General features: G+C 55.3%; 12 protein-coding genes and 1 pseudogene. 5 read left to right on the top strand and 8 right to left on the bottom strand.

Features of this window, described 5'->3' with window-relative positions; all coding sequences use genetic code 11:
* Positions 1–209: 209 nt before the first annotated feature.
* The 4 genes from P7F60_RS30285 to P7F60_RS30270 all read right to left on the bottom strand — a co-directional run bounded on the left by P7F60_RS30285 (position 210) and on the right by P7F60_RS30270 (position 4,896).
* Positions 210–410: a hypothetical protein gene (locus P7F60_RS30285; protein ID WP_277921180.1), complete on the bottom strand. Its 201-nt coding sequence runs from the start codon at positions 408–410 to the stop codon at positions 210–212.
* Positions 411–1,193: 783 nt separating this feature from the next.
* Positions 1,194–1,499: a hypothetical protein gene (locus P7F60_RS30280; RefSeq protein ID WP_277921178.1), complete on the bottom strand. Its 306-nt coding sequence runs from the start codon at positions 1,497–1,499 to the stop codon at positions 1,194–1,196.
* Positions 1,500–1,546: 47 nt separating this feature from the next.
* Positions 1,547–3,070, bottom strand: a complete 1,524-nt coding sequence (locus P7F60_RS30275; RefSeq protein ID WP_050746889.1) for a globin-coupled sensor protein — start codon at positions 3,068–3,070, stop codon at positions 1,547–1,549.
* On the bottom strand, positions 3,067–4,896 hold the full coding sequence (locus tag P7F60_RS30270) for an EAL domain-containing protein (protein ID WP_082342901.1): 1,830 nt from the start codon (positions 4,894–4,896) through the stop codon (positions 3,067–3,069). Before P7F60_RS30270 ends, P7F60_RS30275 begins: the two co-directional genes overlap by 4 nt.
* A gap of 186 nt (positions 4,897–5,082) precedes the next feature.
* Between P7F60_RS30270 and P7F60_RS30265 the strand changes: the two genes are divergently transcribed.
* The 3 genes from P7F60_RS30265 to P7F60_RS30255 all read left to right on the top strand — a co-directional run bounded on the left by P7F60_RS30265 (position 5,083) and on the right by P7F60_RS30255 (position 6,856).
* Complete coding sequence (locus P7F60_RS30265; RefSeq protein ID WP_050746886.1) at positions 5,083–5,805, top strand: LuxR C-terminal-related transcriptional regulator; 723 nt, start codon at positions 5,083–5,085, stop codon at positions 5,803–5,805.
* 111 nt (positions 5,806–5,916) lie between these two features.
* Positions 5,917–6,363, top strand: coding sequence for a hypothetical protein (locus tag P7F60_RS30260; RefSeq protein ID WP_277921177.1), 447 nt, complete (start codon positions 5,917–5,919; stop codon positions 6,361–6,363).
* 106 nt (positions 6,364–6,469) lie between these two features.
* On the top strand, positions 6,470–6,856 hold the full coding sequence (locus P7F60_RS30255; RefSeq protein ID WP_277921176.1) for a hypothetical protein: 387 nt from the start codon (positions 6,470–6,472) through the stop codon (positions 6,854–6,856).
* A 40-nt stretch (positions 6,857–6,896) separates the two neighbouring features.
* Here the strand turns inward: P7F60_RS30255 and P7F60_RS30250 are convergent, their stop codons facing one another.
* Together P7F60_RS30250 and P7F60_RS30245 are read right to left on the bottom strand one after the other, a co-directional pair.
* Positions 6,897–7,448, bottom strand: coding sequence for a site-specific integrase (locus tag P7F60_RS30250; RefSeq protein ID WP_277921175.1), 552 nt, complete (start codon positions 7,446–7,448; stop codon positions 6,897–6,899).
* 182 nt (positions 7,449–7,630) lie between these two features.
* Entirely contained in the window at positions 7,631–8,626 is a 996-nt protein-coding gene (locus P7F60_RS30245) for an OmpA family protein (RefSeq protein WP_277921174.1), read from the bottom strand.
* Between the two features lie 162 nt (positions 8,627–8,788).
* Here P7F60_RS30245 and P7F60_RS30240 point away from each other — a divergent pair, with 162 nt between their 5' ends.
* Positions 8,789–9,943 (top strand): helix-turn-helix transcriptional regulator, encoded by a 1,155-nt coding sequence (locus P7F60_RS30240; protein ID WP_277921173.1) that lies wholly within the window; start codon positions 8,789–8,791, stop codon positions 9,941–9,943.
* A gap of 31 nt (positions 9,944–9,974) precedes the next feature.
* Here the strand turns inward: P7F60_RS30240 and P7F60_RS30235 are convergent, their stop codons facing one another.
* Positions 9,975–10,523 (bottom strand): hypothetical protein, encoded by a 549-nt coding sequence (locus P7F60_RS30235; RefSeq protein WP_277921172.1) that lies wholly within the window; start codon positions 10,521–10,523, stop codon positions 9,975–9,977.
* Between the two features lie 82 nt (positions 10,524–10,605).
* Here P7F60_RS30235 and P7F60_RS30230 point away from each other — a divergent pair.
* Positions 10,606–10,743: pseudogene (locus P7F60_RS30230) on the top strand (IS256 family transposase); the annotation flags it as partial.
* 409 nt (positions 10,744–11,152) lie between these two features.
* Here the strand turns inward: P7F60_RS30230 and P7F60_RS30225 are convergent.
* A partial coding sequence (locus P7F60_RS30225; RefSeq protein WP_277921171.1) for a recombinase family protein occupies positions 11,153–12,514 on the bottom strand: 1,362 nt, incomplete at its 5' end.

The raw sequence follows: 12,514 nt of genomic DNA, 5'->3' as shown, positions 1-12,514 counted from the left end.
AATGAGGGCGAACGGTAGGGACAGAAAGTCCGCGTGACGGTCGTGGGGGCGGGGGACAGCGGCATAGCCTATTGCCAGCGGTATCGCGTGAAGCGGTTGATTGCTATGGGATCTGGCGACGATTCTCGGGTGCGTCGTGGCTCTCATCCGGGCGGATGCCTCGATGAATATGGCGTTATTCCAAGATGCCGGCTGTTACCCAGGAGCGTTCAGTCCTGGGGCAAGAGACCGTCGAATACTTCCAGTAGGGCATCGACGATGGCCTGGCCAAGCGCATTGGCTGTCTCGGCAATTTCCGCGTCACCCTGATCGCGCGCGGCAAGCGCCAGATTACCGCCTTGCTCGGCGACGATGGCTTTCGCCCGTTCAATGGCCCACTGGGCGAAGTCGCTGCGGTTCGATATCGTCATCGTTTCGGTTTGTATAAAATAGGAAGTGCAACATATTTTGGTGCGATTTCCGCATTGATTTTATTGACTTTTTGTTTCGTGGTGTGGCTTGCAAAGCAGCATAGTCTTGCCAATGCGCCCACGACTTGGCTGTGCAAAAGCATTAAATAGTTCGTGGAGCGAACTTTTCGGCGGAACGGCGTGAATGACTACGCTGCCAGTGCCCGGAGCCGCCCGCTGATCTGCCCGTCCTGAACTCGGTATGCGCAAACTCCGTTGGCTATGATGACGGCTACGGAATGGTCGCCGCTGTCGAAGATGATTTCCGTAATGAGTTCCCGGATTGCTACATGGGCTTCAGAGCGAAGGTCATAGCGGGCAATGTGAAGGCGTAGCTGCTCGTACCGGTCGTCGAGGAGGAAAGCCCTTCAAACTACATCCGGAGCCGCTTGATCATGACGGCCCAATCCTATACACAACATTACACCATCGTGACGGGCGCGACCCGCTCGGTCGGGCATTCCGCGTACGGTTCAGTTCGAAGAAGCAGACATCTGGCCAGAATCTATCACTGTTCACTTGTCGGCCGCTCAAGCATTAATATTCTGGCTTGATCTAGAAGACGTGCGCTTAAATCCAGGCATTGATCGGCGGTTAGTTCGAGGTGAATGCTGCCGCCAGATTTTTCTTTTTTCCACTCGAGGACGGTGACACTCCTAACTCCCATGTAATTTCTTACCGTAAAGCTTGTTAACTTTGCCGCCTCTTCATGTAAACTTCTCATCTCTAGGCCTTTCTAAGTCTCTAGGTATGCTTGCCAACAGGCCGCGCTCCGCTTCCATCAAGCTGAAGCTGTTCCAACACGTCCTCTGCTCGAAGCTCAACGTCGCCGTTAAGCGTGTTGATCACGATAGAATTGACGACTATGTCGACATCAAACAGCCCCAATGTCTGGAGGGCAGTCCGGAGAGACGGGAAAGATGTGCTGCCATCGTTCCACGTCTCAACTCCGTTCTGCTCAGTCCTGTCACGGTAATAGACCATCGCGGGCGCATCCAAATGGCTGCAAATGAGCTTTCTTCCTGGCGAATTCATCGGCTTTTGGTTCATTCAAACGATCTCATTCAGCGTGTTTACACCCGCGTCAATTGAGACACCTAAGCGGCTTGTTTAGTTGCTCGCTTGCTGACGTTCCCAACTTCATCAATCTTTCCGTCGCTTCCGGTTAATTTGAACTGGCCGACGAGTTTCGAAAGCTCGGCGCTGATCGTGGCGAGTACAGCCGTGGCTGCATTCGTTTCTTCCATCATGGCCGCATTCTGCTGGGTGATCTGATCGAGATTTGCGATAGCGCTGTTGATTTCCCTTATCCCCGTCGCTTGCTCCTGAGCGGAATGGACAATTCCATCGATATGCTCATTGATCGACGTGATCCTGTCACCGATCGATTGCAGAGCACTTCCTGTCGCATTCACCAGCGAAACGCCGCGCATCACATCACTCGAGGATTTCGCGATGAGGGTATCGATTTCCTTTGCCGCTCGCGCGGAACGTTGGGCAAGTTCCCGAACTTCCTGAGCAACGACCGCAAAGCCCTTGCCTGCTTCTCCGGCGCGTGCAGCTTCAACGCCGGCGTTGAGGGCCAAGAGGTTTGTCTGGAAGGAAATTTCCTCAATAACGCCGATTATTGACGTGATCTGTCGGGATGAATCTTCAATCGCGGTCATGGATGAGATGGCGTTTTCGACAATCTCAGTCGATTTACGTGCCTCTTGCGCGGAAGCTTTCGCCAGTTCTTGCGCGTCCTTTGTTCTAGCCGAAGCTTCGCCAGCAACAGTGGTTATCTGCTCAAGCGCGGCGGCGGTCTCTTCCAAAGCGGCGGCCTGCTGCTCTGTCCGTGTTGCCATGCCATTGGCTGCCGCGGACATATCGACAACGCCACACGACATCTCGTTCATTGCCGACCTTACGTCGCAAAGGGTGTCCTGAAGGCGCGCCACCGCGTCATTATAGTTCTGCTTGAGGTCTGAGAATTGCGGGGAGAGTTCCTCCGAAATGCTCGACATCAGGTCTCCCGCAGCCAAGGCGGAAAGAGCAGAAGCGATTGCACTCTGCGCCGCATCCTGGCTTTCCTGGAGTGCTATCCGCGCCTCCTCGGACTTGGCTCTTTCCACGTCCAATGCCTCCAGATAGGTGGAGATAGAATAATCTATATCCACCATCGCGGCTTTCATGATCGCAGCCATTCGCTGCGATAGCTTTGAAGCCTTTTTCCTGAAGAGAACACCCTTCAGTTCATCTCGGACGACCGCATCAAACAGTTCTTCGAGAATCAGTGCATATCCGCCAAGGTACCACCGTGGTTCCAGTCCAAGTCGGGCATGCGTACGACCGATCGTCGTGACGGCATCAACATATTGCGCATCGAAACGCGCCGAGGCGATGGTTTCCCAATGCGCGGCCTGTCGTTCCTTGGCATGCGCCACATGGGCATCGTTCGAGAACATTTTTCTCGTTTCAGGAACAGCTTTCACCTTGGTATATAACTTATCGAGTGCTGTACCAATCGACCGGCTGACCAATGGCCGCAATTCCGCAAGGGCAGCTCTCTGGTCTGCGCCGAGATTGACGAAGTCCAAGCGCTCGTTGATCTGAAGATTTTTGCAGGCATCATCGTTCATGGTGAGCGTTTCCTCTGGGTGCAAAGTGGGAGTGCTGGCAAGTGGCTGATAACGTCTGGCAAACTGTTTACGTCGCACGCCTTGCTGAAGAACCAGCCTTGCAGAAAATCGCATTTCATGCCCAGCAACATTGCGACCTGTTCGGCGTCTTCGACCCCCTCGGCGGTGACCACTTTCCCCAAGCCATGCGCGATGTTGATAATTCCGCTAACAATTGCTTGGTCTTTTAGCGACTTTGTGATGTTGGAAATGAAACGTCGGTCGATCTTTAGCCGGTCGATAGGAAGTTCCTGGAGATGCGTCAGAGAGGCGTAGCCTGTTCCAAAGTCATCAAGAGCAACCTCCACCCCGGCTTCGTGCAGTCGTCGAAGCCCACGGTCAACGCGCTTCTGATCTCGGCCAAGAAACATCCCTTCCGTTACTTCGACACAGAACTGTTCCGGTCCTATCCCTGTAGCGGAGCAACGCTCGAAGAAGAGGTCAAGAAATGCATCGGATCGGAAATCGGAATTCGTGAGGTTGAGTGCGACGCGTCCCAGCGCTACGCCGCCAGCGTGCAACACGGCTATATCATCGAAGACCTTCTCCAGCATGAACATGCCTAGAACAGCACGCATCGCTGGGTCCTCAAATGCTAGCGAAAAATCCAGCGGCGTAATCATTCCTCGGGTGGGATGCTGCCATCGCATCAGGGCTTCAAGCGACACCAGTGAATTGGGGCTCGTACGGACGATCGGCTGATAGAAGAAGCGAAACTCCCCGCGCTTTAGGCCGTGCTCGATCTCGATCAATGTCGCAGATCGCTGCTCGACCTGTTCGCGTAGTTTATGCTGGAACAGTTCAAGCCTGTCGCGCCCAAGAGACTTTGCGTGATACAAAGCCATGTCAGCCGCTTTGAAGAGGTTCGTGGTATCACGTCCATGTTCAGGGAAAACGGAAATCCCCATGCTGGCGGAACAGCGCCGTGGGGAGCGTTCAATCTCAATTGGTTCGCGAACGGCGTCCAGAACGGCCTCAAAAAAGTCGAGCGCTTCGTCATTGCTCACGCCGTCCAGAATGAGACCGAATTCGTCTCCTCCGAGGCGTGCCACGAAATGGCGATCCTGAGCGAGCGGTTTGAGACGCTCCGCAATTATCTGAAGCAACAGGTCTCCTGCATCGTGTCCGAAAGAATCGTTGATTTCTTTGAACGCATCCAGATCGAAAAGCGCCAGGTACAGTCGGCGGCCGGCGACGGTGTTCTCAGCGACTAGTTCCGCTATGTATTCCTGAAACCGCCGTCTGTTCGCAAGCCCTGTCAGCGCATCGAGATTAGCAATCGCCCTGTGGTGCTCTTTGCTTGCCCGCAGCTCTTCTTCTATCAACTTTCGTGACGTAATATCGAAGCGAATGGCGGTATAGCTGTCAACCTTGCCAGCAATCGATATGTGCGGGACGATGGTCGTAGCCACCCAATACAGCGTACCATCCTTACGCCGGTTACAGATTTCGCCATGCCAGATTCTGCCTTGTGCGATGTGGCGATACATCTCACGGAAGAATTCAGTGTCATGCATCCCGGAGCGTAGGATCCGGTGGTTGGCGCCGACAAGTTCGCTTTGGGTGTAGCCGGTGATTTGGCAGAACTTCCCGTTGACGAATGTGATAGTGCCTCGCACATCCGTCACGGCAACAATGGCCGCGCTGTCGAGGGCATATCGAATAAACTCTTCGGTTTCTCGGTATGGTGGTGGTGCAGCCCGACCTTCGTCACGAAAACGCGGCTCTGCTATGAGAGAGGGGCTTCCTTTGTGGAGAACAGATGCTCTTTCCGGTTCCTGACTCATGCAAATTTCCAGAAGAAAACTTCAACAACCCAAAAAAGGCGACGGTATAGGAACAATGAAGGCTCTGGTTGCAAAAAGCCCCTGTCCTGTTAGACAGTTATCAACTATATTTTAGTTGAATATGATTCGGGCGAGTTGTGCCTGTACGCTCAGGTCGGAATATCAAGACGTGAGGTCATCTTCGATATGGAAATCCTGAAGAAGCTTGCGGACGCGACGGGATCGATCTCTGATGCGCAAGACAAAATTGAGTTACTGAATTCGCTCCAACATGCTTTCTCTTCCTTGGGTTTTGGCAGCTTCAATCTGGGGTGCCATAAAGCCGATAAACATGAACTAGCGCTCAATCCGACGCTCACGACTTGGTCGGACGACTTTATGACGGAGTATGAGCGCCAGAATTGGGCGGACTTCGATCCCAATCTCGCTCGCGCAGCTGTGGCTGAAAAGCCAATGAGTTGGAGCAACGAAGACAGATACGTCTGCCGTCACCAGCAAAGCTATCTCGAGTTTCTGCGCAACAGCCCGCTGAAGGGTGGTCTCATGATACCGCTCGCTAGGCGGCCCGGCACCATTAGCTGTGTCTCGGTGGAGTCCCACAGTGAAAAACAATTTGATGATCGGACGACCCACGCCGTGGCGGTGGTTGCAAACTCAGGACTGCTAAAGGCAGAGGCACTCGGCCTTTGTTCAGCGATTTCCGTCGATGAAAGCCACGCACTGCGCGAGCTCTCGCCGAAACAAGCAGAAATTCTTAGATGGGCGGCAGAGGGTAAATCGAACACGGATATAGCTGCGATCATAGGCATTTCGGAGCGAGTCGTGAAATATCATATGAGTGAAATTCTTCGAAAGCTGGGGGTTGCCACGCGTGCGCAGGCAATATCGAAGCTGCCGCAACGGCAATAGCCGCTCATCTCAACACTGGCGATTGCAAGATGGTCGGTATTCTTCGCTCGCCCTTTTGGCGGATGGCTGTATTCCGAGAACACGTTCAACGGTTTCGGAAAGGATCGCAGCATGTCCCACCTCAAGGCCCTCAAGCTCACCTCCGCAGTTCCAGTTCGCGCGACCGTCGATCCGGTCGAGCGTGCGCGGGAAAAGATGATCGCGGCGCTCGCCGAGCAGAAGCAGATGGCCGAGGCGAAGATCGCCGGTCAGGCGTTCACTCTGACGCATATCGTGCGCAAGAAGAATGCCGAAGGTGTCCGCGTCGAGGTCGAAACGGCCAAGCGCGTGCGTCAGGGCTGGTTCACCGATGCCAACGGCAAGGTGTTCCTCGGCATTCGCTACGCCGGCAAGCCCATCGAATTTGCCAAGGACAAGATCGCCATCGAAGCGGGTGAGCTTTCGGCACTGCCGAAGATCATCGACACGCTCGTGGAGGCGGTTCGCGCTGGTGAACTCGATGCGCAACTGACCGCTGCTGCCGCCGAACGCAGCAAGATGCTGCGCAAGGCGAAGTAAACCGCGCAGTTTTCTCGCGTCAAGCATTCGAAGGGCATGGGATCCATATGGATCACCTTTCAATGACGAACTGAATGGCCTCGGCAACCCCTATGCCGATAACCATGTGTTCAAGAAGAACACGGACCTCAAGGGCAGCATGATCGTCGTGCGGAATTTCGCGAAGGAAGGGAAGGCGCTGTTGCTGCCGGACCCGAACTTCCGATGCCATGGCGAGGATACGTACCTTACGCTCAAAGCCGTTTCGATGGGCTATTCGCCCATGACATCATGGAACATGGTGCTGGAGGAGCTAAGCGGCGAAAGCACCTTCGCTGCCACCGATGATGATCGGACGGAAAAGATGCGTGAGGGACATGAGCGACTGGTCGCGGAGTTCGGCCATCTCGGTTTGCGGATGAAGCCCAACTCACACGCCCTCGACAAGCAGCCGTTTGAAAAGCAATTCTTGACTGGAAATTCGAAGCAGGTCTCAGTTCCGAAACCGCGCTAAAAAGTTCGGGCAACGAACTTTTGCGTCTCTCGGGCGGCGGTCAAAGCAGATCGACCGCCGCTTTCATCATCTCGTCCCGCACATCGATGTAGCGTTGCGTGGTCGTAAGGTTACGATGGCCCGCCAGCGTCATGATAACCTTCGGGCTTACCCCGGAATGCGCGAGTCGGGTGATGAACCAACGGCGACCGCTATGAGAAGTAGCCCCGTCGAGACCGGCGCTCCGGTATAGCTGCCCCATCAACTGACAGAGCGTGTTTGCGGAGAACGCCGTGCGCTTCTGGGTCAGCAGCAGTGGCGCGTCGGCATGACGTTCCTCCGGCCATTCGTCTCGATGCTTTTCGATCTCCCGGCGCAGCTTGTCGTTCAGGAACACGACACGCGCATGTCCGCCCTTTGTGACTTCCGCGCTCAAACGTAGCTGCTCGCGTGCCCTGCCTTCATTGTCGATGACATCGCGCAGGGTCAGCGCGGCGATTTCCCCGACGCGCAATCCGGCGAGATGCGACAGCATCAGCGCTAGCCTGTTGCGTCCGGCATGTTTCATTTGCGCAACCACGGCCAGCAGCCGCTTGAACTCGGTATCCGTCAAAACCCGCGCTTGCTTCACGCCCGAACCTCACGAAAGGCAGTGTTTCCATGCCTTTCGTTATGTTGCCGATGAGCGCATAGGGCGAGCGTCGATTGCACAGCCGAAATTGCTCTGCGGGTTCAATAGCTAAGGGCCGTTTCCGGCTGGAACCTCAGAAAATGCGTGTTTTGTGAGGTTAGGCGTTATTGAAGCTTGAGTTCAACGCGTCGATTTTTCGCCTTCCCACTCTCGCTGCTATTCGGGGCAACAGGCTCGCTAAGGCCCTTGCCCCACGACGAGAGGCGATCGCTTTCTATGTCGAACCCTTCCGCGAGCGCCCGGACGACGGAGGCGGCACGCCGCTTGGACAGGTCGAGATTGTATTCGCGCCCACCATCCGAGTCGGTGTGGCCGACGATTTGCAGCTTCATCGAAGGGTCTTCACGCATCATCATTGCAATTTCATAAAGCTGGTCTCGCGAGAGGGGCAGGAGAATATCGCTGCCAACGTCGAAAAGCAGATTATCGAGCGACACAGTCTGGTTTTTTTTCAGCTCATCCCGCAGCGAGGATGCCGCCGTGATCGAAGCGGACGCGCCTGTTATGATGCTCTTCGTGATCGCCATTACGCCCTTGGCCGGGGAATCGGCAAGCGAAACAGCGACATGGGTCATGTTCTCGCCATTGCCTTTCGTTGCATAGATGTAGCGGGCGCTGGACGTGTTGAAGTAGTTGCGCACATAGGACATCGTATGTTCGTCAAGGGCCGGCATGTCGCGCGGGGCATCGAGCAGAAGACCGAGATACACACCTGGCGCGGGCTTGGCATTGAGGAAACAAGTTCCCTTATCGGTCACACAGGAAAAGCCGATCTCGTAACCGGCCGCCTTCAGGCTGGCCTCGTATTCACGCTGGATCTGCAGGGCGCTTACGCCGGGCTGGAAACGATAGTAGGCATAGACGAGCTTGCCTTCCGCCAACTCCCAATTGTCACCTTGCGTCGCTTTGTTTGTGGCGTCGGAAACGGGGCCGGTGATGAACCACGTCTCGTCATAATCGACGATGCGGGGCGAGTTCGCTTCCGGCGTGGCAATCTTGAAAAAATCGAGAGCGACGGGCAAGTCGGTAGAGGCCTTCGTTTCGGCAAGCAAGCCGGAAGCGACGATCATTGCAAGCGCGGCGGCGGTCACTCGTTTCATGTTGATTTCCCAAAGTGATTTTTAAATTGAACTTCAAGAGTTTCCCGGAAGGTGCCATGCTCGGGGCAATCTGGCTTCCACCATTTGGTGGAGGCTTCGCACATGTTGGCCTGAACAGAGGCAGACATTCCGGCGGAGCAGCATCGGCTTGAAAGGGCAGGAATGATTTCTCCAGCAAAATTATCCGCATTGATCGGCGACATCTACGCGTGCACGCTCAATCCTGCACATTGGCCGGAGGCAATGAGGGCCATCTGCCGGGAACTCGATCTAAGCACGGGCGTCATCAGCGTCATTTCACTCGAAGACGGGCAACCTGTGCTGGCGGCAGCCACGGGCTTCGAGCAGCCTTGGCTTGAGAAGGTATTCTTCTATTCTCAGGAGTTGCTCGACATTTGGGGAGGTGAGCCAACCATCCGCAACTTACCGCTCGATGAACCGGCGGTGCTTTCAGACGTAAACCCCTCTGCCATCACCGGCGAGACGGCTCACCCTTTTCACGTGTCCTTCCATCAACCGCAAGGCATTGTCGATGCGATTGCCGTTGGCCTGACACGCGACGGGACGTCCATCGGGTCCATCGGCTTCAACCGCCATCGTGACTTCGGGCTGATCGGCAAGCGTGAGATAGAGGTCATGCGCCTCCTACTTCCGCATTTGCAGCGCGCGGCCACGATCACGCGGGTTATCGACGGCCATATGAGCGCTGCCGCCGATTTCCGCTCCGTGCTGAAAAGCTTGAGTGTTCCGATCATGCTGGTAACGGCAGACTTGCGCGTCCTTCATACGAACGATGCAGCGACCATGCTCAAGCAGTCGCAAACCGCTTTTACTGTTCAGGCGGGGAAAATAGCCTTCACGTCGAGCTTCACACAGCGCGCCTTGGAGTTTGCCTTGCACTCGACGCGGATATCCGACGCCATCCCAGCCGGCGACCCGTTCGGTATTCCTCTCGGTGCGGGCGACGAGGCTCTGCGGAGCCTGCATATCCTGCCATTAAAGAGGGAGAAGCTTGGGCCTGATGGGGGTGAATGCTTCGCCCTCCTCTTTGCGCCGCTCACCGTATCGTCGGAAAGTGCAGGGAAAGCGATAGCAGCGCTGTTCGGCCTGACAGAGGCGGAACGGCGCGTCTTCGAGAAAATCGCCGATGGCCAGACGGTTCAAGAAGCCGCGACCAAGCTTGATGTTGCCGTCAGCACGGTCAGGACGCACCTGCTGCGCATCTTCGAAAAAACGGGAGCCGCGCGCCAAGCGGAACTCGTTGCGCTCGCCCGGCAGTTTACGGCTCCCGTTCTTCAAAGCAGCCAGATCGCGTGAAGCGGCCGAAACGTCAGAACCGTTCTCTCTCCTATCCCTCCGCCCGGATGACGTGAATGGCACTATTGTCCGCCGCGTCACAAACCGGGTCATTGCCTGACGAGGTTATCTCGACGGCATAGCCGACATTTCCGGCAATCAGCGTCAACCCCGAGCAGCCGTTCTCTCCGGTCGATTTCTCAGCGCGGATACGTGTGGCCTGCATTAGGTCTTTCAGAAGGATTTTGACGGCTGCGGTGCCGATTTCTTCGGACCAGACACGGCAACTGCTGCCATCCTCCGCCACCCAAGCAAACATATTATCCGCGCCGGGTTTCCTCATCTCGACAATGCCCATGTCGGCATCGACACGTGGTTTCCAACCATGGTCTTCAAACCATGAAGTCGTCAGATACTGGTCCCCTTCACCGGCAAGACAGGCGGCGACTGCACCGTTAAGCCGCATGTAAGGGTCGTCGTGATCAAGATCATCGACCATAGCGCGGAGAATACTCATGTCGTATGCCGGTTCTGCTGCCAGCGGACTGTGGGAGAGCGCGAGCGCAAGAATAACACCAGCGGCAAAGATATTGGCCTTCATTTATGGTCCTTCCATACGGCGTGACATGTATGAATAGAACGTGGTTTCACCATCGGCGCATCCACCAAATGATGGAACCCGTATCGCTGCGGTGCTGCTCGAAGCCAACAACGAATGGCAGCGCCTGAGCCGATGCATGCAGGTCGAGGCGATGGCCGAACTAAATCCAATAACAATAGAGGAGGAAACCACCCATCAAATTACACCCAGAGCCGCCTGATCATGACGGCCCGGAACCACACCCGAAATTACACCACCTTGACGGACGCTATCCTTCGGGTTGACACCGGAATGGGCAAGTCGGGTATGAACCAGCGCTGGCCCCAATTTGGGCCAGTCGGATATCAAGGTGGCGACAACCTTATCGGGTCCGGGAGGGATGTACTGAGGCACCCCGGACTGCCATGCATATGCGGCCCAAAGAGCAATCATTGCGCAGACGCCGAGCAGCGGAACGGCAACATGAGAGGCCGACGCTCTCAGAGGGCCTTTGATTGGCTCGGTTTCTTTTTCGCGGCTCCCAAATCTGCCCCTTCCATGCGGCGTTAGTGCTCCGCATACTGAGGGAGCGTTTCCCGGAACTTGCGGGAAATGCAACTTGCAATATCTTCGGGAAATGAAGCGTCTGCCTATTGCTTCGACCGCTTTCGCTCTTCCATCTCTTCAAGCCATTTTTTTGCGCGGGCTTGCCGCTCCGCTTTCAGACGCTGGACATCTGGTTCAATGAGACGAGGATTGATGGGGCCAGGAACAGGCTTTCGTCCCTTCTTCAGCCGGTTAATAAGCGATAATCGCTCCTTGATTGCTGCAACCGTTTCCTCATCAACATTTCGATTTTCGTCATACGAGCGAGGAATGTCTGTTGTTCCGTCGAAACTTGGGGGGCGTATGGCAACGATGATGGGCTTTCCGTCCGCATCGAGCTCTTTGCGGAACTGGTTCGTGCCGGTATTGTAGAGGCCGACAGCATAGTTGCCGGTTTCTCTCAACAGCACGCCCTTGTCCGAGAATAGATATGCTCGCTCGGTTCCCGCTAGTGTGACGATGAAGTGCCGTTTGGCGAAATTGACCATGATGCGGTCGAGCGTTCTGACAATGGCCTTCTGAATACGACTGCGGCTCTCGAAAATCGCTCTGGTGTCAGTTGAGGTCCAGAGAAGTCGTTCAATTTTCAACCGGTCTCCAAACTCGTTGATCTCCGTCGATTTGTCTTCGAACGTTTCGAGTTGCAGGCGTAGGTCGGCGAGAAGCGACTTTCTCTCTTCGATCTGGCTGTTCCGCTTCTTCATTTGAGCGAGAACATCACGCCGCGCTTCTGGATCGTCTGCAATTTCGAGCGACGCCAATAGGTTGCGGTGTTTGCGCGATATCGCGTTGATCTCGGCTTCCGTATCTTCCATGCTCCGCCGAATAGACGCTCTTGAAATCTCTCTTTGTGCCGGATCATAACCGGGATCGCGCATGAAGTCGGTGATGTTGTCGAGGATGGATTTCTCCACCACGTCATATCGAATAGACCCCCGCTCGGCCGTGCATGTTCTTGCTCGGTAGCGATTGTCGCACACCAGATATTTGAGGGGAGAATTTTTAGAGCCGCCGTCTCGTAGGCGAAGAACACCACCGCAATGCATGCAGGATACGATGCTCGGGAAGAGGTTCGTTACCTTGTCCCGTTTATTGCCGGTCGAATAGCGTGTTTTCCGCTTCCGCTGCACTCGCCAGAACAGGTCCGGCGCAATCACGGCAGGCAGATAATTTGGAATTGGCGCACCATATGGCACCGTCTTTCCGTCAACGCGGTGAGTTGGCTGATATGTTCCAATGACCGCTTCGTTGCGCAAGATGGTGCTGACGGCCGCTTGTTGCCAGCCGTTTTTCGCATTTCTGAAAGTCGGAGTTTTCTCTTCATTCAAGGTATCCCTCCGCCGAAGGCCGTCTGCCCTGATTTGCTGATTGGCTTTAAGTCCATGCCTTATGTCATGCGCTACAAT

The sequence above is a fragment of the Rhizobium sp. YJ-22 genome, from assembly GCF_029601685.1.
GTDB lineage: Bacteria > Pseudomonadota > Alphaproteobacteria > Rhizobiales > Rhizobiaceae > Metarhizobium.
The sequence above is the reverse complement of the archived record's forward strand: the minus strand, read 5'-3'. Positions and strand labels throughout refer to the sequence as shown.